Below are 20,448 nucleotides of genomic sequence, written 5' to 3'. Positions count from 1 at the left end.
TTCAATTGGCCAAGGCGAACATATTTGCTGGGACTTGCCCAACGTCTGGGCTCGTAAAGGAGATTTCATTGACATCGGCTGTTTTGACCTCGCTCGACAGCTTCAAGTGCCGGCGCACTCTGAAGGTCGGTAAGCACGAGTACGAGTATTTTGATCTGAAGGTCGCGGAGAAAAAGGGGCTACACGGCGTCGGCAAGCTGCCGTTCTCCTTGAAGGTTCTGCTCGAGAACCTCCTGCGGCACGAGGACGGGCGCACGGTCACCTCGGACGACATCCGCGCGCTTGCCGAATGGGTTCAGAACAAGCGCAGCGACCGCGAGATTGCCTTCCGGCCCGCGCGCGTGCTGATGCAGGATTTCACGGGCGTTCCCGCGGTCGTCGACCTCGCGGCCATGCGCGATGCGGTCGCCAAGCTCGGCGGCGATTCCAAGAAGATCAACCCTTTGGCTCCCGTCGATCTCGTGATCGATCATTCTGTGATGGTCGATGCGTTCGGCTCCGGCGCCTCGTTCAAGTTCAACGTCGACAAGGAATATGAGCGCAACGGCGAGCGTTATGCGTTCCTGCGCTGGGGCGCCGGCGCGTTCGACAATTTCCGCGTCGTGCCGCCCGGAACCGGCATCTGCCACCAGGTCAATCTCGAATATCTGGCCCAGACCGTGTGGACAAAGGAAGAGAACGGCAAGACGGTCGCCTACCCGGATACGCTCGTCGGCACCGACTCCCACACGACCATGGTCAACGGGCTCGCGGTGCTTGGCTGGGGCGTCGGCGGCATCGAGGCGGAAGCGGCCATGCTCGGCCAACCGATCTCCATGCTGCTTCCCGAGGTGATCGGCTTCGAGCTCAAGGGAGAGCTCAAGGAAGGCGTCACCGCCACCGATCTCGTGCTCACCGTAGTCGAGATGCTGCGCGAGAAGGGCGTGGTCGGTAAGTTCGTTGAGTTCTATGGCTCGGGTCTCGACAATCTGCCGCTCGAAGACCGCGCCACCATCGCCAACATGGCGCCGGAATACGGCGCGACTTGCGGCTTCTTCCCCGTCGACAAGGAAGCTCTGGCTTATTTGGAAGCCACCGCGCGCAAGGACTCCCGCGTCGAACTGGTTAAGGCCTACGCCAAGGCACAAGGCATGTACCGCAAGGATGACACGGACGATCCTGTCTTCACCGACACGCTGTCGCTCAACCTCTCCGACGTCGTGCCGTCGATTGCCGGTCCGAAGCGGCCGCAGGACCGTGTGGCGCTCACCAACGCGGCGCCTGCGTTCTCGAAGGTCCTCGACCAGGAATACGGCAAGGGCGCTGAGGCCGATAAGCGCGTTCCGGTCGACGGAAAGAACTACGACCTCGGACACGGTGACGTTGTCATCGCCGCGATCACGTCCTGCACCAACACGTCCAACCCTTACGTGATGGTGGGTGCCGGCGTGCTGGCGCGCAACGCGGTCGAGAAGGGGCTCACCGTGAAGCCCTGGGTGAAGACCTCACTCGCGCCCGGTTCGCAAGTCGTCACCGACTACCTGGAGCAGGCGGGACTGCAAAAAGATCTCGACGCGCTGGGCTTCAATCTCGTCGGCTATGGCTGCACGACGTGTATCGGCAACTCCGGGCCGTTGCCCGAAGAGATCTCGCATACGATCCACGAGAACGGCCTTGCCGTCGCCTCGGTGCTCTCCGGCAACCGGAACTTCGAGGGCCGGGTGAACAACGACGTGCGGGCGAATTATCTCGCCTCGCCGCCGCTCGTGGTCGCCTATGCCCTGGCGGGCTCGGTCACGATCGATCTGACGACCGAGCCGATCGGCACGGGCAAGGACGGCAAGCCGGTCTATCTCAAGGACATCTGGCCGTCGTCCAAGGAGATCGCGAAACTCGTGCGCAAGGCAGTCAAGAAGTCCATGTTCAAGGAGCGCTATGGCGACGTGTTCAAGGGCGACCCGGAATGGCAGGCCATCGCCGTCGAAGGCGGACTCACCTATCAGTGGGACACATCGTCGACCTACGTGCAGGAGCCGCCGTACTTCGCCGACATGACCATGAACCCCGCGCCGTTGACGGATATCGAAGACGCGCGCGTGCTTGGCCTTTTCCTGGACTCGATCACGACCGACCACATCTCGCCTGCTGGCGCGATCAAGGCGGACAGTCCTGCGGGCCGATACCTGACCCAGCACGGCGTCGCTCCGGCGGACTTCAACTCCTACGGCTCGCGGCGCGGCAATCACGAGGTGATGATGCGCGGCACGTTCGCCAACACGCGCATCAAGAACCAGATGGTTCCCGGCGTCGAGGGCGGCGTGACCGTGCATTACCCCTCCGGTGAGCGCCTTGCCATGTACGACGCGGCGATGCGCTACAAGGCCGAGAACGTGCCGTTGGTGGTGTTCGCCGGCAAGGAATACGGCACGGGATCCTCGCGTGACTGGGCCGCCAAGGGCACGCGCCTCTTGGGCGTGCGCGCCGTCATTGCCGTGAGCTTCGAACGGATCCACCGCTCGAACCTGATCGGCATGGGCGTGCTGCCGCTGACGTTCACGGACAATGCGTCATGGGAGACGCTGGGTCTCGTCGGCAACGAGACCGTGACTCTCAAGGGGCTCGCGGACATTCAGCCGGGCCAAATCGTCGAGGCCGCCATCACCTATCCGGACGGCAAGACGCGAACGGTTCCCTTGCTGGTCCGCATCGACACGTATGACGAGCTGGACTACTTCCGCAACGGGGGAATCTTGCACTACGTGCTGCGCGGCCTTGTGAAAGAGGCGGCTTAAGGCACTTGTGCCCCAGCCTGGAAGACGCGTATACGCGAATACAATTCGGTGCCTCAATTTCCAGTAATTCCGCGGAATGAGGTCACCGAGTTGTGACTGCGCGCGATCTGATTTTGCCAGAAAGTCAAACTGGATTCCGGCATGCTGTCAGCCATGAAGATTGCCATTTCCAGAAGACCCCTTCTGCGGGCCGGCGGCGCACTCGCTTTCGCCCTTTTGGGTTTTGGGACCGCATCCACCGTCGGCCACGCCGAAGACGCCGGTGCTATTCAGACACCTAGTGAGGGGAGCGCTCCGGTTCTACTTGAACTCTTCACCAGCCAGGGCTGCTCCTCCTGCCCGCCGGCTGATGCCTTGTTGACCCAGCTGAAGAACAAGCCGGGCGTGATCACGCTGTCATTCTCCGTGGACTATTGGAATTATCTCGGCTGGCACGACACGCTTTCCAGCCCCGAGAACAGCGATCGGCAGCGCGACTATGCGATGGCGCGCGGCGACGGCAAGGTCTACACGCCGCAGGTCGTTGTGGACGGCATCGACCATGTGAACGGCGCCAACGAAGCGGCTATCGAGATGGCCATCCGAAACGCGGAGCGGCGGCTAAGGGATGTGAAGGTGCCCATGACGATGCGCGCGGAAGGCGACAGTCTGTTGGTCGACATCGGGCGCGCGCCCGAGAAGTCCGACATGCGTCAGGCGACAGTTTGGCTGGCGGTGGCGAAGGACAAGGAGACGGTGAAGATCACGCGCGGCGAAAACCGCGGCGAAACGATCACCTACACGCATCCGGTGCGCGAACTGATGCCCGTGGGAATGTGGAAGGGTGAGCCGACGACACTGCGCTTGCCGCTGAAGGATCTACACGGCATCGGCGGCGACTGCCTTGTATCGCTGCTGCAGGTGGAAGGCGCGGGGCCCGTCCTCGGCGCCGCGATGTTCGAACCGAAACCTCAATAAGACGTCGGGATCCCCTGGCCCCAAAAACAAAGGACCGGCGTTAGCCGGCCCTTTGTAGTGCCACTGAAAACAACGGCCCGGCCCCCGCGAAAGACCCCGGGGGGCTGGGGGGCTGATATTCCGAGATCCCTCGACTAGGACCGGGCCATAAGGCAACTTTCGATATCCTAAGGATTTCTGGGGCGTGCGGTTGACTGAAACGGGGCGGAACTGTGATTTCTGTTACGTTTTGTTACAGGTACGGGGCCGCACCTTAGGCGCGGGAGTTGCTTGAAATTCGTCTGCCGCACGGTCATCATGACGGTTCCGTCACAGGAGGCGCGTGTTGAGCGAAACGGAGCCGATAGTCTTGCCGCTGGCACGGGTGGCCGGCGGCGAATCATACCGAGCAGAGGTGGCGGCGCGGCGCGAAGGCATTGCCTTCGATCGTGCGGAACTCAGCCAGATTCTCAGTGTCTATGGACGGATGGTGGCGAGCGGCGAGTGGCGCGACTACGCCATCGACATGCTCAAGGAGAAAGCCGTTTTCTCGATCTTCCGGCGCTCCTCGGAAATGCCCCTCTATCGCATCGAAAAGACCCCGAAATTGGCACGGCGCCAGGGCGCCTACAGCGTGGTTGCGGCCACGGGGCTGATCCTCAAGCGCGGCCACGATCTGAGCCGTGTTCTAAGGGCCTTGGACAAGGGTTTGAGGGTTGTGACCTGACACGAGCCTCGCCGCTCAATCTCTGACAGCGGACAAAAGAGAAGCCCCGGAGACGGGGGGACTCGGGGCTTCTCCGGTTCCGTACGGGGGGAACCTCGCGCCGGGGAGGGATGCCCGTCGCGAATTCGGAATCTGGCGACGATTGGCGGTTTTTCAAGGCTCTGCCCGCGCGAAGCGCTCGATTCGCGCAACCACTGATTTTTCAACGAAAAAGGCCCCGGCGGGTCGCCGGGGCCTCATGTCGTTCGAAGTCTACCGCCTGCAATCCGGCTGGCGCGTCCTAGTTGCGGCTCGAGCCGAAGAGCTGCAGCAGCATCAAGAACAGGTTGATGAAGTCCAGATAGAGCCGAAGGGCGCCCATCACAGCCTTCTTACCGGCGACGGTCCCGTCATCCTGGACGCTGTACATTTCCTTGATCTGCTGAGTGTCGTAGGCGGTAAGGCCGGCGAACACCAACACACCGATCACCGACACTGCGAATTGCAGCGCCGTGGAGCCGATGAACAGGTTCACGAGCGAGGCGATGATGATGCCGATCAGGCCCATGAACAGGAAGGAGCCCCAGCCGGAAATGTCCTTCTTCGTGGTGTAGCCCCACAAGGACAGCGCGCCGAAGGCTGCGGCCGTGATGAAGAACACCCGCGCGATGCTCTCGCCAGCATAGACGAGGAAGATCGACGAGATCGATGCGCCCATGAGCGCCGCGAATAGCCAGAACAGCATCTGCGCCGTACCGACGTTTAGGGTCTGGATCTTGAAGGACAGGAAGAACACCATCGCCAGCGGTGCGAAGATCACGACCCATTTGAACGCGCTGGCAAACATAAGGTTGCCGAACGAGGTGAGTCCGGTGATGGAGCCGTCCGCACCCGTCACCACCGACATTGCGTAAACCGCATAGGCAACCACGCCGGTGATGGCCACGCCGGAGGCCATGTAGTTGTAGACGCGGAGCATGTAGGCGCGAAGCCCCTGGTCGATCACGCCGGCATCGGCGCGTCCAACCGTCTGCTCATAACGTCTTTCGAGTTCCGCCATGAAATTGGGTCCTTTGTTCCGTTGTTTCGTTGGTCGTAGTTCGTCGCGGCCAACGCCGCATTTGCGTGAAATATGGGGGTTTCAGGCTATTTCCGCAAGATGATGGGATCGTGACCGGGCAATCGGAAGCTTCTATCAGTTTCCCGCCGTTTTCCGATCACGTCGCCGCTCTACTCCGCCCGCAGATAAGGCGCCGCCTTGACCGAAAGCACGCGCCACGTGGTGATGGCCCCGACCGACAAGACCAGAGCAAGTGCCAGTCCAACAGTTCCCAGGGCCGCCCACGGGTCGAAGACGAAGGTGATGTCGAACGCGAAGGTGCAAAGGGCCCAGGCCGTCACCGTTGCGATGACGACGGCTAGAACGGCGGTTGCCAATCCAAGCAAGCCGAACTCGATGAGTTCGGCGCCGAGAATCTGCCGCCGTGTGGCGCCGAGCGTCTTATAGAGCACGGCGAGATAGGTCCGGCGCTGCTGGCCGGCGGAGACAGCGCCTGCGAGCACCGCGGCCCCGATCAGCAAGGTGAAGCCAGCCGTGGCGCTGATCGCGGCCATGAGCTTGGCCAGCATGGACTTCGCCGCGTCGACGATGTCGCCGATCTTGATGGCCGTCACCAGCGGAAAACGCTCGGCCAGCCCCTGGATGATCTTTGCTTCCGTTTCCGGCGCCGTGCCCTTCGGCAGTTCGAGCGTGGTAACCAGCCGGTGCGGCGCACCCTGAAGCGTGTTCGGCGAGAACACCATGACGAAGTTGATGGCGAGCGATTCCCAGTCGATTTTGCGCATGGAGGCGATCTTGGCCTCCACATTGCGGCCGAGGATATTGACGGTGACCATGTCGCCGATATCGAGGCCGAGGCCGCGCGCGAGTTCGCCGTCGAAGGACACGAGCGGCGGCCCGTCATAGGCCTTGGGCCACCACTCGCCCTTTTCGACCTCGGAGGAACCGGGAACGCTGTCCGTATAGGTCAGGCCACGGTCGCCGGAGATGACCCAGCGTGTATCGGGCGAGACCTCGGCCTCCTCGACGGGCACGCCTTTGAGCTCGACGATGCGACCGCGCAGCATGGGTGCGTTGTCCATCTTGGCGTCGGGCTCGATGGTCTTGGCCGTCTTTTCGAACGCCCCGAGGTCGTCCGGCTCCACGTCGAGGAAGTAATAGGCGGGGGCGTCGACCTCCACATGGCTCTCGATCTCGGCGAGCAGCGATCCGTGGATCAATGCCACGGCGATCAGGAGCCCGAGGCCGAGGCCGAGCGAGACGGCGATGGCGCGGGCGAGCGACCCCGGCGCGCCGATGCTGGCCCAGGCCAGTGCAACCGATGGGGGCTTCGTGCGCCGGTGCTTGGCCGCGTAGCGTTGCACCAAGATTCCGAATCCGAGAAGCAGCCCGAATGCCACGAGGATACCGAGGGAGATCGCCGCCGTGACGAGCCGCTCCTCGCTCGAGGCGATGGCGAGTACGAAGAGCGCAAGCCCCGCCGCGGCGGAGCCGATCGCGAACGGTGTCGCCGAGCGCGTCCGCTCGTCCGTGAGCCCGGACCGCATGAGCCTTGCCGGCGAGATGAGGCTGGCACGGCCCAGGGGCCACAGCACGAACAGGACCATGGTTAGGAGTCCCGCGAGTGCGGCGACGATAAGCGGGATCGGATGAGGCTCGACGGCAAGCGGCAGCGGCAGCGCGTCTTCGTAGAGTGTCGCGATCGCCAGCGGCGCGAATGCGCCGAGCGCCAGGCCAATGGCGATGCCGATCCCGGCCAGCATCACCGCCTGGATCAGGTAGACCTTCAGGACGAGGCCGCTGGTGGCGCCAAGACATTTGAACGTGGCGATGACATCACGCTTCTTCGCCATGTAGCTCTGGATCGCGTTGCCGACGCCAATGCCGCCGAGCAGCAGGGCTGTGAGCCCGACGAAATTGATGAACTGGGTGAAGCGTTTTGCGTCGCGCCGGAGTGAGGGCGCCGGGTCCGTCCAGTCGCGGATGGCAAAGCCGCTTTGCGGAAACGCCGCTTCCATGGCCTTCCGGATGGTCTCCAGTTTCCTCCGATCCGTGCCCGCGTCGTTCGGCAGCTTCACGCGATAGGTCCAGCGGATGAGGCTGCCGGGCTGCACGAGCCCGGTCTCGTCCAGTGTGTCGCGCGACATCAGGACCTTTGGACCGTAAGAGAGACGGTCGGCGAGCCGATCGGGCTGCTGACCGAGCGTGCCGGCAACCTTCGTCGTGGCTTCGCCGATCTTCAGCGTGTCGCCGATCTCGAGCCCAAGCCGCTCCAGCAGGACCGGCTCCACCAGCACCGTGTTTTGTTCCTGCCAGGCGGCCCCGAGATCCCCCGGCTCGATCACGTTCACCTCGCCGTAAAGAGGGTACGCGCCATCCACGGCCTTCACCTCGGTCAGCGCGCTTTTGCCGTCCAAGCCGCGGGCCATGGCGCGGAAGCTTGCGGACGCGGAGACCTGGCCGAGGTCGTGGAGTGCCGCGGACTCCTCGGCCGTGGCCTGGCGGTGAATGACCTCGAAAGACAGATCGCCGCCAATCAGCAGCCGTCCCTGATTGGCGAGGGCCTTGTCGAAGGAGGCGGCCAGCGATCCGATCGCGGCGACGGCGGCCACGCCAAGGGCGATGCACAGAACAAATACCGCGAGCCCGCCCGCGCCTGCGCGCAATTCGCGCAAAGCAATCTTTAAGGCCAGAGAGCCGCTGCCGGACGAGGACGGCGTATCGGCGAGTGTTGCTTGGGCCGTCACGATGCGCTTGCGCTCACCGGCGCGCCGTCGTCCACAATCCGCCCATCCGCAACGCTCACGATGCGGTCACAGCGCGTGGCGAGTTCGCGGTCGTGGGTGATCAGAAGCAGCGTGGCGCCCGTCCGCTCTTTCAGCGTGAAGAGCAGATCCATCACGAGCGCGCCCGTCGAAAGGTCCAGATTGCCGGTGGGTTCGTCGGCGAGGATGAGGGTCGGCCGCGTGGACAGCGCGCGCGCGATGGCGACCCGCTGCTGCTCGCCGCCGGACAGTTGTCCCGGGAAATGCGTTGTCCGATGGGAGAGCCCGACCTCTTCGAGCGCGTCTCGGGCGGCGTCCATCGCATCGTCCTTGCCGAGAAATTCCATCGGCAGCGCCACATTCTCGATGGCGGTCATGGTGGGGACGAGATGGAAGGACTGAAAGACGATCCCGATCTTGTTGGCGCGGAGGCGGGCCAAGCCATCTTCATCGAGCGTGCCTAGGTCCTTACCGGCGACGGCCACGCGTCCGGATGTGGCACGTTCGAGGCCCGCCGTGACCATCAAAAGCGTCGACTTGCCCGAGCCGCTCGGGCCGATAACCGCCACAGCTTCGCCCAACGAGACGTCTAGGTCGATGCCGCGCAGAATCGCCACGGCGCCCGCGCGCGATGGAAGCGTGACATGAACGTCTTCAAGCTCTATCGCCTGGGGCTGTCTCAGGGTCTGGTCCATGATCGGAAAAGGTCTCGGAATGTCATTGCGTCTTTGTGAATGCGAGCCCGATCGAGCGGTCACGCACCGTAACGGCATAGAGTAGGGCCAAACAGGTCGAAATGATGAAACGCGCAAAACTTCGTCTTCGCCACCTCGGTACGGTAGTCGCAGCGGTATGGATCGGTACGGTTTGCCTTTCCGACAAGGGACATGCCGAACAAGACGAGGCCGTCATTGTCGCCTTCGGAGACAGCCTGACATCGGGCTACGGTCTGCCGAACGACGAAGCGTTCCCATCGCAACTCGAAACGGCGTTGCGAAAGCGGGGTCACAAGGTTCGTGTGGTCAATGCCGGCGTGTCCGGCGACACGGCGGGTGCGGCCTTGCGGCGGCTCGACTGGGCGCTGGGCGAGGAGACGGACGTGGTCATCGTCGAGTTGGGCGGCAACGATGCGCTGCAGGGGCTGCCGCCCGATGCCACCAAGGTGGCGCTGGCCAAGATCCTGGAGAAGATCCAAGAAAAGAATCTGCCTGTTTTGTTGGCAGGGATGGAAGCGCCGCGCAACTTGGGGAAACAGTACGTAACGGAGTTCGGCGCGATTTATCCGGACCTGGCCGCGCGGTATAGTGTCCCCCTGTATCCCTTCTTCCTCGAGGGGGTCGCGCTCAACGCGCAATTGATGCAGAAGGACGGAATTCACCCGAACGGCAAGGGTGTCACCGTCATCGTTGATAAGATCTTGCCCCAGGTCGAGGCGTTGTTGGATGCGTCCCAAGTAGACGAGGACGGATGAGCGAGCCATTGAAACAAATCGCGGCGTTGCCTGTTGCCGAGACCCCGGACGGTCCGCGGGTGCTCCTCATCACCACGCGCGGCCGCGGCCGCTGGACAATCCCGAGAGGATGGCCGAAGCAAGGCGTGCCCGACAGCGACTTGGCTTTGACGGAGGCCTTGGAGGAGGCGGGGGTCACCGGCAAGATCGACAAGACGCCGATCGGTTCCTACACCTATACCAAGCGGCTGCATTTCTATTCGTGGGCGAAATGCGTCGTCGACGTATACCGGCTCAGCGTCAAGACGCATGAGGCGGACTGGCAGGAAAAGAATTCCCGAAGGGTTCGTTGGGTCTCGCCGGATGAAGCGGCTTCACTTGTCGCGGACGCCGAACTGGCGTCATTGTTGCGCAGCGTTTTCCATCTCAAGGCCGCGTAGGCACCCGAGACGGCGGGGGGGATGTCGTCTCACGCCGTGCCGAGAGGTCATCGCGAGGTCATTGAGTCTGCCTGCTCGAATGCCCAGATGGATGGATTGGCCCGGCTGGGGGTAGGGGTGCATGGGGGAAAAGGGAAACGGCGCCAAGAGAAAACGAGCGGACCGGGTGGTCCGGTCGCGGGTCGGCGCCACCTCGTTCCGCCGCCGTCCGCTTGAGCCGGGCACGCCGCTGGATAAGGACCTCCGCAAGATCGAGCGGCTCGAGGAGGCGACGCGCGCGGCCTCCCGCAATTACACCGCCTTGGCGGCAACATTCGCCTTTTTGCTGGCTGCCGCGCTCCTCGCGGACAGCCACTCCGTGGCCGGTCAAACGGGCCTGGTGCTGGCTCTTGCCGCAGTGATCGGCGGCTACCTGGCGCTGACGATCGGCGCCAACGACGTGGCGAACAATGTCGGCCCGGCAGTGGGAGCGCGCGCACTCACCATGACGGGGGCGCTCGCGCTCGCGGCCGTGTTCGAATGCGCCGGTGCGCTGATCGCGGGCGACAACGTGGTCGAGACCATCTCGGAGGGCTTAATCGATCCGACACTTCTGCCGAACACGGATGTCTTCGTCTGGGCCATGATGTCGGCCATGCTGGCCGCGGCCCTTTGGGTGCACCTGGCCACCTATGTTGGCGCCCCCATCTCGACGACCCACGCGATTGTCGGCGGCGTTCTCGGTGCGGGGCTCATCGGGCTTGGAGCGTCAGCGGTCGACTGGCGTGTGGTGGCGGAGGTCTTTGTGGCTTGGATGTTGTCGCCGCTTGCCGGCGCTCTCATCGCGGCCTGTCTCGTCGCCTTCATCGAGATCAACATGATCTACAAGCCAGACAAGATCGCCGCGGTGCGTCGATGGGTGCCCGTTCTCGTTGCGCTCATGGCGGCGGTCTTCTTTGCCTTCATCTCGCTGAATGTCTTCGGTGAAATTTGGGGCTTGGGGCATCACGTGGTCTTGCTCGTGAGCGTGCCAGTTTTCGGGATTGTCTATCTGCTTGCGGGGCCTTGGGTGTATGCCCAGTCCGAGGGTATGGAGAACCGCAATCAAAACGTGCGGCAGATGTTCCGTCCACCGCTCATCTTCGCGGCCTGTCTTCTCTCCTTCGCCCATGGCTCGAACGACGTTGCAAATGCGGTGGCGCCTCTCGCAGCCGTGCTGGAGAACGTCGGTCAACCTCAACTGTTGGGCGTGGCAGGCGTTCCTCTGTGGGTCATGCTCATCGGTGCGGTCGGTATCAGTCTCGGCCTGTTCCTGTTCGGACCGAGAATCGTCCGGGTTGTGGGTGAGCAAATCACGAGAATGAATCCGATGCGGGCCTTTTGCGTGGCGCTGGCGGCCGCTCTCACGGTCCTTGTCGCCTCCGAGCTCGGGATGCCCGTGTCGACGACGCAGACCGTAGTCGGTGCCGTGTTCGGCATCGGCTTCTTTCGCGAGTACGCGGCGCGTTATAGCCGCCGCCGGCGCTATTACATCCTGACGAGGAAGGGACGCCGTGCGGCGTCCGCGGTCCCTGCGACGCCGGATGAGATGCGCCGCCGCAAACTTGTGCGGCGTTCGCATGTCATCGGCATCGTGGCGACGTGGGCGGTCACGGTTCCCTGCGCCGCGGGCATTGCCGCGCTGATCTACACTGCCATCGACTGGATTCGCTGACGGCTTCGGGAGGCGTTCGAGGGAATTGGCCACGATCTACGACCTCAAGCCGCGATTTCAGGCGCTGCTTCGGCCGATGGCCGCTCGTCTCGTGCAAGCCGGAGCGAGCGCCAATGGCGTCACGCTTGCCGCGCTCATCATGAGTCTCGCTCAAGGGGCAGCAATGGCGTTCTGGCCCGAAGCGCGCTGGCCGCTGCTGTTGCTGCCGGTGACATTGCTCGTCCGCATGGCGCTCAACGCGATTGACGGGATCATGGCGAAGGAGCATGGCCAGAAGACCAAGGTGGGTGCGCTGTTCAACGAACTGTCCGACGTCGTTTCGGATGCGGCCCTGTATCTCCCGTTTGCGTTGATCGCCGGGGTGAACGCAGCCTTCGTGGTGCTTGTGGTGATCGCGAGCACCATCGCCGAAATGACAGGCGTATTGGGACCGATGATCGGCGCGACGCGGCGCTATGACGGGCCCTTCGGCAAGAGCGATCGGGCCTTCGCCTTCGGCACGCTGGCAGTGTTGCTGGGGATCGGCCTGGCGCCCGGACTGTGGACCACGATCATTCTCGCCGCGATGTTGGCGCTTGGCATTCTGACGATCTGGAGTCGCGCGCGGCGGGGCCTCGATGAGGCGGCACAATGATTGAGTGGCTCGGCACAACATTCGATCTACCGCAGCATGTGGTCGTGGCGACGCTTGGCCTTTGGGCGGTCTTGGTCGTCGCCTCGGGCATCGTGCTCGCGCTATCGGCGCGCGGCGCTGGCGACTATCGGGAGCTGATCGACCGCACGGCCTCCTGGTGGTGGATGATCGGCGCATTCACCTTCGCAATCGCCGCGAACCAGATCGTCGCGATCGTATTTCTCGCGTTCATCTCCTATCTTGCCCTCAAGGAGTATCTGTCGCTGATCCCAACGCGCCGGATCGATCGCGGGCTTCTGCTGTTCGCGTATCTCGCCGTGCCGATTCAATATCTGTGGGCTGGGATCGATTGGTACAACATGTTCCTCGTGTTCGTGCCGGTCTGGATGTTTCTCCTGTTTCCGGCGCTCATGGCGCTGCGCGGCGAGACGCAGAATTTCCTGCGGGCAGTGGGCACGCTGTCCTGGGGGCTCATGCTTACCGTCTTCTGCCTCAGCCACCTCGCCATGCTGCTCGTGTCGGGCGAGGTGCACAATCCGGTCGCGGGTGGCGTCGGGCTCTTGTTCTTCGTTGTCGTCCTCGCGCAGTTCAACGATGTGGCCCAGTACGTCTGGGGCAAGCTGTTCGGGTGCCACAAGGTGACGCCCCATGTCAGTCCGAAGAAGACCTGGGAAGGGTTGATCGGCGGCGTGCTGACGACCGTTGTCCTCGCAACGTTCCTGGGGCCGTACCTGACTCCCATGGATCACACATGGTCGGCGCTCGCTGGCGGCGTCATCGGCGTTGCAGGGTTTCTCGGCGACAGCAACATCTCGGCGGTCAAACGGGATCTGGGCGTCAAGGACGCCGGCGGGCTCATCCCCGGCCACGGTGGCATTCTCGACCGGGTCGATAGCCTGACCTATGCCGCGCCTGCCTTCTTCCATTTCTTCCGCTATTTCTTCACGCCGTAACAGTCGCTCGAATGACAGCCATGACGAGGGTCCTGCGGTTTCTGTTTTTCGGCGTTGTCGTGCGTGGCGCGATCCTGCTGACTCTCGGGCTCACCGTCCGCAATCGCGAGCGTCTTCCGACCAGAGGGCCGGCAATCATCGCGGCGAACCACAACTCCCACCTGGACACGCTGGCCTTGATGTCGCTGATGCCGTTGTCGCTTCTGCCCAAGCTGCGTCCCGTCGCGGCCGCGGACTACTTCCTGTCCGGAAAACTGCGCGGTTGGCTTGCGCGGGACATCGTCGGGATCATTCCGCTCGACCGTGCGAAAATTCGCAAGGGCGCCGACCCGCTTGCGGCACTCGAGGAGGCGCTCGACCGCGGCGAGATCCTGGTCCTTTTCCCGGAGGGCTCGCGCGGCGAGCCGGAGGCACTGGGCCGGTTCAAGACCGGAGTCGGCCAGTTGGCCGTGTCGCGTCCCGACGTGCCCGTGATCCCGGTCTACATGCACGGCTTCGGCAAGGCGCTACCGCGCGGGTCGTCTTTGCTGGTGCCGTTCAACTGCACCGTCAGCGTGGGCGAGAGGCTGTATGGACGGGAATTCGACGGGCCCCACGCCCGGCGTGAATTCATGGCGGGCTATGAATCGCGGATGTCGGAACTCGCCGCGGCGGAGACCGTGCCCGACTGGGACTAGAACAAACTGGGTCCGTTCGATCAGACCGGGAGACCCATGGCGGCAAGCGCCAGGATGAAGCAGGCGCAAGCCAGAAGTGTCGTGATGGCGCGCACATGGTTCCAGCGCACCCAGGTTAGACGATAGCGGCGCCACCGCTCGATCACGTCTTCGTCGTCCGGCGACCAAGCCAGCAGCGCATTGTTCAGCGGCACGCTCCGCAGCATGGTGACGCCGAACCCGCCGACGAGAAACAGGGCCGCGCCCGCGAAGGTGTAATGCGCGTAGATCTCACGCCAGGCGAAGATCGCTACGACGCCGACGGCGACGCACAGCAAAGCCGTTCCAAAAAACAGAACCAGGAAGACCGGCTTCTTGATTGCGAGAACGGTTGCTTGCATGGCGACGATCCCACGCTCGGCCGCGAGGCCCCCGAGCGCGCGCATGAAGAACATGGAGAAGGCGAAAAAGGTTCCGGCAAGCAGTGCCGTGCATAACGCGGCGCATGCCGTCAGTACAAAGAGCAAGTCAATCATAGAGCAATTCAGTCATGCGCCGGATTGATGGTGGCCGTTGGCAAGGCCGGTAACGGAGAGTCCGCTACCAATTGGGATTGGTGCATTTTACGCCCCTCGTGTTCACGGACGAGATCTTGCCGGTCTGCACGTCGATTTCCCAGGCATTGCGAAGATTGGTCCACCATTCGTCCGCGTCCTTGCCGCTGACCTCGCCCATGTAGCGTAGTGTGAAGTCCTCGCCCTTTATGCAGGCCGTGGAGAAGGTATACCCCTTATGCGGCTTGTCAGCGGTCAGCGCGTCGGTGACCTCGAAATCCGAGGATGAGCCGTCTTCGTCTTCCGACTTTGCCGTCAGCACCAGAACCGTGCCGTCGTGGCGGGTATAGTGCTGCACATAGAAGGGCGGCAGAACGAGGCCGCCACCCACATTGGTCCAGCCATCGAGTTCGAAGCTGCCCGAGTACGTTTTTCCGACCAGGGTCTGGGCGAAGTCTTCGTCGGAATCAGGAGCGTCTCCAGGGGTTGGTTCCGTGCCATTTTCTTCGACCGCGCCGGCCTCCGCCTGGGTCTCGTCCTGCGTTTCGGTCTGGGCGCCTGCGCTGCCGGCTATCATCAGGTAGACGGCGCTGATGGCCGCGAACGACCCAATCGATTTGGTGTTCATTCTACTCATCCACATTGTTGTAGTCTCACCGGCACGGTGAAGCGGCGTGGTGACGCTCTTGGTTCGCGTGGCACCCTATTCAAATTCCCTGCAAGATTCGCCCTTAATTTCAGCTCCGATGCCAATGCGATCCTGCCTTATCCCTAACGTGGCACCCGCACTTCTTGCGGTGGCGTTTCTCTCGGTTTGCATTTTTGCGCCCCGCTTTGCCGCGGCGGACAGACCCAACGGGACGGAAGAAAGCGGCTCCACGCATGCGGTCGCCGTGACCGATTGTGTATCGGAGCGGCTCAACATGATGGTCGGTCAAACTATCATGATGGGCTTTCCCGGCAGACGAACGGAGGACCCGGGCGTTCAGGCAGTATCGGCGCAGTTGCGCGATGGAACGATCGGGGGCGTGGTTCTGTTCCCGAAGAACATCGCCGACAAGGCCCAGCTCAAGACGCTGATCGATGCGTTGCGCGGCACCCGGTCCGATCTGCCGCCCTTCATCGCCGTGGATCAGGAGGGCGGCGCGGTCCAGCGTCTTCGGGCCAGGAAGGGCTTCGAGTGGTTCCCGTCGGCCAAACTGGTCGGCGGCAATCTCAGTCTCGATGCACAGGACGTGGCCGAGGAGATCTACCGCCAAATGGCCGTTGAGCTCGCCGGGCTCGGTTTCAACATGAACCTCGGTCCCGTGGTCGACGTGAACACCAACCCGGACAATCCGGTGATCGGCGCACGGGGACGCAGCTTCGGCGACAGCGCCGACATCGTCTCGCCCATGGCCGCCGCCTTCGTGAACGCGCACCATGCGGCGAATGTCGCAACCGTGGCCAAGCATTTCCCGGGGCACGGCTCGAGTACCGTCGACAGTCACCGCACGCTCCCGGACATCTCGCAGACCTGGCGTGAGGAGGAGCTCGACCCATATCGGCGCCTCGAGCTCCAAGGCCTGCTCGACGCGGTCATGATCGGCCATCTCTACCACCCCCGTTTCAGTGACCTGGAAGGGTTGCCTGCATCGCTGTCGGGGAAGGCGGTGGAGGCACTGCGGGGCGCCGATGGGCTCGCGTTCGACGGCGTGATCGTCAGCGACGATATGGAGATGGGCGCGATCCGCGAGCGCTTCACCCCTGAGGAGGCCGCGGTGCGGGCGCTCAAAGCCGGAACCGACATCGTGGTGTTCTCGAATATCAAGCGCGACGACCCCGAGTTCGGCAGGCGCATTCACCGGGCACTCTCCGAGGCCGTTTGCGACGGACGCCTGAGCGAGAAGCGCATCGAGGACGCCCATCGACGGATCGTGCGGCTCAAGGATCAGCTCAAGACGGATACGCTGCCGCGGGCCTGGTGAGCGCTATTTGGTGCTTTCGAGCGCTCGGAGGGCCCGTGACCGCGCGGCCGCGTGATCGACTATGGGCTCGGGATAGTCCTTCCCCAGCACGACACCCGCCGCGGCAAGAACGGTAGGCGGTGCGTCCCAGGGCGCATGGATATCGTTCGCCGGCAGCTCCGCGAGTTCCGGAACCCAGGTCCGCACATATTCACCTTCCGGATCGAACTTCTGGCCCTGGAGGATGGGATTGAAGATGCGGAAATAGGGCGCCGCGTCCGCGCCGCAGCCGGAGACCCACTGCCAGCTCGCCGAATTGTTGGCGAGGTCGGCGTCCACCAGCGTATCCCAGAACCAGGCCGCGCCCGCCTGCCACGGCAGGAGCAGATGCTTCACGAGAAAGGACGCGACGACCATGCGCGCGCGGTTGGGCATCCAGCCAGTTTCCCAGAGCTGGCGCATGGCCGCATCCACGACCGGATAGCCCGTCTGCCCGCGCTGCCAGGCGGTGAGCGCTTTCTTGTCGTCGCGCCACGGGAAGTTCTTGAATTCCGGCCGCAAGGGGACGTCCGGCAAGTCCGGGAAGCTGTGCAGGAGATGATAGGAGAACTCGCGCCAGCCGATCTCGCGCAGGAAGGCGTTTGCCCCTTTTTCGATGGCGCCGCCCTCCGCGTCAATCGCGTGGGACACCGCGTGCCAGACCTGGGCCGGGCTTATCTCGCCGAAATGCAGGTAGGGCGAAAGCAGCGATGTGGGCGTGCCGGGGAGGGCGTCCCGCTGCGTGGCGTAGGCGCCGATCCGCTCGTCGATGAACTCCGAGAGCGCGTCTTTCGCGGCCCGCTCGCCAGGCGTCCAGGATTTCCGCAAGCCACCGGCCCAATCGGGCTTCGAGGGTTGGAGCTTCAACTCGGCCAACTGTAGGCTCCGCGCGTCCGCAAAGCTGTTGAACTTCGGCGCTGCGCCGGGCGGCGGCGGGGCGGGTTGAGCAAGACAGGATTTCCAGAACGGCGTGAACACGCGGTATGGGCGACCGTCCTTGGTGACGATGTCGTCCGGCACAAAGAGAAGCCGCCCGCGGTGCAGATGAAACGCGACGTCGTGTTCGCGGCATAACTTTTCGACATCGGCCTCGCATCGCGTGCCAAAGGGTTCGTAGCTTTCTGTGGCATGGATCGCGGTGGCGTTCGTCTCGCGCAGGATCTCGGCCAAGACGCCGCGGGTCCGTCCGGCCCTCACGATGAGCGCGCCGCCACACTCGGACAGAGATGCGTCCAGCGCCTGGAGGCTCTCATGCAGCCACCAGCGCGACGCCCCACCGGGACGTGGAGCGCCAGGCGTTTCTACGTCATGTATGTACAGCGGCAGTACCGGCAAGCCCGCCTCAACGGCAGCGGTCAGCGCTTCATGATCGGCGAGGCGAAGGTCCTTGCGGAACCAAACGATGGCTGGGCGTGTCGCGTCTGCGTTCATGCGTTCGCCGTGGCGGCCAGCGCGGCCTCATGCAGCGCGCGGGATTCGCCTCCAAAGCAACAGAACACCACGCGCGCGATGCCGGGCACCTCGGGCAAGGTCTCCCGGACGGTCCGCACGGCGATCAGCGCCGCCCGGTCGGACGGGAATCCATAGATTCCCGTCGAGATGGCCGGAAAGGCGATGGAGCCAAGGCCTTTTTCGGCGGCAAGCAGAAGCGCGGTTCGGTAGCAGCTCGCGAGCTTTGCGCCTTCCCCGCTCTCGCCGCCGCCCCATACCGGGCCCACGCTGTGGATGACGTAAGGGGCGGGCAGGTTGAACCCTGGCGTTATTATCGACTCGCCCGTCGGGCAGCCGCCGAGTGCGGCGCAGGCCACCGCGAGGTCGGGTCCCGCTTTGCGGTGGATCGCGCCGCAGACCCCGCCGCCCGGCGCCAGCGCCTCGTTGGCGGCGTTGACGATGGCATCCACGTCGAGCGTGGTGATGTCCGCGTCGATGATCGCGATCCGGCCTTCCATTAGGTCATTGCAGGCCGAGAACGCCCACGGATCAAGTCACGATCGGGATATTAAACCTTGAGTTGGTAAGAATGTGGAAGCCAGCGGTAGCCGCCGTCTTTCCGCCGCTCGACATAGCCCAGCGAGGGAAACGGCATATGGTACCCGCTGACCGCGACACGGTCGGTCGCGACCATGTCGAACATCCGGGCGCGGGTCTTGGCGGCTTGGTCCTTGTCGATATCGAAGACGCAGTGCCAGTCAGGCCGCGCAAGTGACGCGACCTGGTGGTGCGCGCAATCACCCCAAAAGACGAGGCGCTTGCCGTCGCTCTCGATGTCGAATCCGAGATGGCCCGGCGTGTGTCCGTACGCTTCGATCGCGCGGATGCCGGGGACCACCTCGTCGCCCGGATCGAGGAATGTCGTCTTCTCAGCCACCGGAACGACATTGTCTCGATACAGAGCTGCTTGTGTTGCCAGGTCTCCGGTGGGGCGGTCGCCGCTCCAATAGTCGTAATCCACGGCGCTCGTGACATAGCGGGCGTTCGGAAAAAGCAGCTCGCCGTTCTCGACGAGACCGCCGATGTGATCGGGGTGGCCGTGCGAGAGAACCACCACGTCGATCTGCTCAGGCTTGAAGCCGGCGGGTTCAAGCTGCTGCGCCAGCCAACCTCCATTGGGGCGTGGGACAAAACCGCGTTCACCGTTGCCGGTGTCGAAGATGACCACCTCCTTGCCGGTATTGACCACCATCGGCGTGAAGCCGGGCTGGTACTTGTTCGCCGGGAGCAGATTCGCGGCCATGAGTTGATCCACCTCGGAACGCTCAGCATTGCCGCCGATGAGTGGCCAGGGACCGTCGACGAAGGCGTTCGAGTCGGCAATCATCGTCGCTTCGAAGCCGCCGAGCTTGAACCGGAAGACCTTGGGCTCGACCGGACCCAGCATCGGCGCGGCGGCCATCGCGGAAGCCGGTACGCCGACGAGGGCCGCCGCGGCAACTGTGCCCGCGCCCGTCAAGAAGTGGCGGCGGTTGAGGTCCAGTCTCGACATACGTGCTTTCCTCCGTATCAATGAGCCGCGGATGGTATTGGAGGGAAGGGCCCGAGGACTTGAACGAACGTGCTACGACGAGCCCCGCTGATGGGCAGCCGGTTTGGCATGTAAGCGAGGGCCTATCGCTGTTCGCCGGCCCCCTTGGGCGCAATGCGCGCCACAGCCACAGCGTCCCTGTTTTCCTCGCCGGACTGTATGAGCGTTTCGCGCTGCGCATTGGAGACGGCGCGTGGCAGCGCTGCCGCAGCGCCGCTATACCCGCGGGGCTTCCCTACGAATTCGATATGGGCGGTTCCCCGCTCGCAGTGCTCTATGCAGAGCCGGGCCGACTCACGGTCGGACAATTGCATCGTTTCGTGGGACCCGCACGCTCGGAGCACGGGGCTCTCGTCGGCCAAGGTGGCGAGGTATCGGTCTTGCGGCAGGCGTTCGAGGACGGCGATAGCGCCGTCTGGCTGTCGGACGCTTTGGAGGATCTTGCCGGATTCGCAGAAGCGCGTGCCGCGGCCATCGATCCGCGCATCCGGCGCGTGTTGCGCAGTCTCCGCGAGAACCATGCGGCGTTCGATCGGGCGGACAGCGCGGCGGCGGTCGCTAACCTGTCCGCGTCGCGGTTTCAGCACCTCTTCACGCAGGAGGTGGGGGTTCCGTTCCGGCGCTATCGTGCCTGGTGCCGCATGCGGGCGGCCATCTCCGCCGTGCTCGACGGATCGAACCTGACGGATGCGGCCCACGCGGCCGGTTTCTCCGACCAGCCGCATTTTTCGCGTGAGTTCCGCCGCATCTTCGGTGCACCGCCGTATCATGGGCTCGCCAACGCGCGCCGGCGCCGGAGACCGGCTGCCAACTAGAGCGCGTG

At 63.7% G+C, this 20,448-nt stretch carries 19 protein-coding genes; 11 read left to right on the top strand and 8 right to left on the bottom strand.

Annotation, left to right across the window (positions count from 1 at the left end; translation table 11 throughout):
- Window positions 1–68 precede the first annotated feature (68 nt).
- The 3 genes from acnA to GL4_RS00265 all read left to right on the top strand — a co-directional run bounded on the left by acnA (window position 69) and on the right by GL4_RS00265 (window position 4,434).
- Entirely contained in the window at window positions 69–2,771 is a 2,703-nt protein-coding gene (acnA, locus tag GL4_RS00275; protein ID WP_244462649.1) for an aconitate hydratase AcnA, read from the top strand.
- A 357-nt stretch (window positions 2,772–3,128) separates the two neighbouring features.
- The gene (locus tag GL4_RS00270; protein WP_244462648.1) at window positions 3,129–3,728 is read left to right on the top strand and encodes a DUF1223 domain-containing protein; all 600 of its coding nucleotides are present in this window, start codon (window positions 3,129–3,131) and stop codon (window positions 3,726–3,728) included.
- 325 nt (window positions 3,729–4,053) lie between these two features.
- Window positions 4,054–4,434 carry a DUF2794 domain-containing protein gene (locus GL4_RS00265; protein WP_082025742.1) on the top strand — a complete coding sequence of 127 codons (381 nt, stop codon included), beginning with the start codon at window positions 4,054–4,056 and terminating at the stop codon, window positions 4,432–4,434.
- A 280-nt stretch (window positions 4,435–4,714) separates the two neighbouring features.
- Here GL4_RS00265 and GL4_RS00260 read toward each other — a convergent pair whose 3' ends face one another.
- The 3 genes from GL4_RS00260 to GL4_RS00250 form a co-directional block, all read right to left on the bottom strand.
- Window positions 4,715–5,473 (bottom strand): Bax inhibitor-1/YccA family protein, encoded by a 759-nt coding sequence (locus tag GL4_RS00260; protein ID WP_045363287.1) that lies wholly within the window; start codon window positions 5,471–5,473, stop codon window positions 4,715–4,717.
- Between the two features lie 170 nt (window positions 5,474–5,643).
- Window positions 5,644–8,220 carry an ABC transporter permease gene (locus GL4_RS00255; RefSeq protein ID WP_045363285.1) on the bottom strand — a complete coding sequence of 859 codons (2,577 nt, stop codon included), beginning with the start codon at window positions 8,218–8,220 and terminating at the stop codon, window positions 5,644–5,646.
- A complete protein-coding gene (locus GL4_RS00250) occupies window positions 8,217–8,933 on the bottom strand; it encodes an ABC transporter ATP-binding protein (RefSeq protein WP_045363283.1) in 717 nt (238 codons plus the stop codon). The genes GL4_RS00255 and GL4_RS00250 overlap by 4 nt, the downstream gene beginning before the upstream one ends.
- Window positions 8,934–9,034: 101 nt before the next feature.
- Between GL4_RS00250 and GL4_RS00245 the strand changes: the two genes are divergently transcribed.
- The 6 genes from GL4_RS00245 (at window position 9,035) to GL4_RS00220 (ending at window position 14,085) form a co-directional block, all read left to right on the top strand.
- The gene (locus tag GL4_RS00245) at window positions 9,035–9,709 is read left to right on the top strand and encodes an arylesterase (RefSeq protein ID WP_082025360.1); all 675 of its coding nucleotides are present in this window, start codon (window positions 9,035–9,037) and stop codon (window positions 9,707–9,709) included.
- Window positions 9,706–10,128, top strand: coding sequence for an NUDIX hydrolase (locus GL4_RS00240; RefSeq protein WP_045363281.1), 423 nt, complete (start codon window positions 9,706–9,708; stop codon window positions 10,126–10,128). The genes GL4_RS00245 and GL4_RS00240 overlap by 4 nt, the downstream gene beginning before the upstream one ends.
- Window positions 10,129–10,249: 121 nt before the next feature.
- Window positions 10,250–11,821 (top strand): inorganic phosphate transporter, encoded by a 1,572-nt coding sequence (locus GL4_RS00235; protein ID WP_082025359.1) that lies wholly within the window; start codon window positions 10,250–10,252, stop codon window positions 11,819–11,821.
- A gap of 25 nt (window positions 11,822–11,846) precedes the next feature.
- A complete protein-coding gene (locus tag GL4_RS00230; protein WP_045363279.1) occupies window positions 11,847–12,455 on the top strand; it encodes a CDP-alcohol phosphatidyltransferase family protein in 609 nt (202 codons plus the stop codon).
- On the top strand, window positions 12,452–13,408 hold the full coding sequence (locus tag GL4_RS00225; RefSeq protein WP_156137325.1) for a phosphatidate cytidylyltransferase: 957 nt from the start codon (window positions 12,452–12,454) through the stop codon (window positions 13,406–13,408). Before GL4_RS00230 ends, GL4_RS00225 begins: the two co-directional genes overlap by 4 nt.
- Before the next feature lie 20 nt (window positions 13,409–13,428).
- A complete protein-coding gene (locus GL4_RS00220) occupies window positions 13,429–14,085 on the top strand; it encodes a lysophospholipid acyltransferase family protein (RefSeq protein ID WP_197539053.1) in 657 nt (218 codons plus the stop codon).
- 20 nt (window positions 14,086–14,105) lie between these two features.
- Here the strand turns inward: GL4_RS00220 and GL4_RS00215 are convergent, their stop codons facing one another.
- Complete coding sequence (locus GL4_RS00215) at window positions 14,106–14,600, bottom strand: anthrone oxygenase family protein (RefSeq protein WP_045363275.1); 495 nt, start codon at window positions 14,598–14,600, stop codon at window positions 14,106–14,108.
- A 64-nt stretch (window positions 14,601–14,664) separates the two neighbouring features.
- Entirely contained in the window at window positions 14,665–15,246 is a 582-nt protein-coding gene (locus tag GL4_RS00210; protein ID WP_045363273.1) for a hypothetical protein, read from the bottom strand.
- Window positions 15,247–15,394: 148 nt separating this feature from the next.
- On the opposite strand from GL4_RS00210, the gene GL4_RS00205 reads away from it, so the two are divergent.
- Window positions 15,395–16,585: a glycoside hydrolase family 3 protein gene (locus GL4_RS00205; RefSeq protein ID WP_052463991.1), complete on the top strand. Its 1,191-nt coding sequence runs from the start codon at window positions 15,395–15,397 to the stop codon at window positions 16,583–16,585.
- A gap of 3 nt (window positions 16,586–16,588) precedes the next feature.
- Here GL4_RS00205 and GL4_RS00200 read toward each other — a convergent pair whose 3' ends face one another.
- From GL4_RS00200 to GL4_RS00190, 3 genes are read right to left on the bottom strand one after another with little or no spacing between them, the layout of a single operon-like run.
- Window positions 16,589–18,034, bottom strand: coding sequence for a cryptochrome/photolyase family protein (locus GL4_RS00200; protein WP_045363271.1), 1,446 nt, complete (start codon window positions 18,032–18,034; stop codon window positions 16,589–16,591).
- Window positions 18,031–18,552, bottom strand: coding sequence for an O-acetyl-ADP-ribose deacetylase (locus tag GL4_RS00195; RefSeq protein ID WP_045363270.1), 522 nt, complete (start codon window positions 18,550–18,552; stop codon window positions 18,031–18,033). The genes GL4_RS00200 and GL4_RS00195 overlap by 4 nt, the downstream gene beginning before the upstream one ends.
- A 50-nt stretch (window positions 18,553–18,602) precedes the next feature.
- Window positions 18,603–19,586 (bottom strand): MBL fold metallo-hydrolase, encoded by a 984-nt coding sequence (locus GL4_RS00190; protein ID WP_045363268.1) that lies wholly within the window; start codon window positions 19,584–19,586, stop codon window positions 18,603–18,605.
- 59 nt (window positions 19,587–19,645) lie between these two features.
- Between GL4_RS00190 and GL4_RS00185 the strand changes: the two genes are divergently transcribed.
- The gene (locus GL4_RS00185) at window positions 19,646–20,440 is read left to right on the top strand and encodes a helix-turn-helix domain-containing protein (RefSeq protein ID WP_052463990.1); all 795 of its coding nucleotides are present in this window, start codon (window positions 19,646–19,648) and stop codon (window positions 20,438–20,440) included.
- Window positions 20,441–20,448 lie beyond the last annotated feature (8 nt).

Source organism: Methyloceanibacter caenitepidi, from assembly GCF_000828475.1.
Classification (GTDB): domain Bacteria; phylum Pseudomonadota; class Alphaproteobacteria; order Rhizobiales; family Methyloligellaceae; genus Methyloceanibacter; species Methyloceanibacter caenitepidi.
This window is presented reverse-complemented; position numbering and strand designations above follow the sequence as displayed.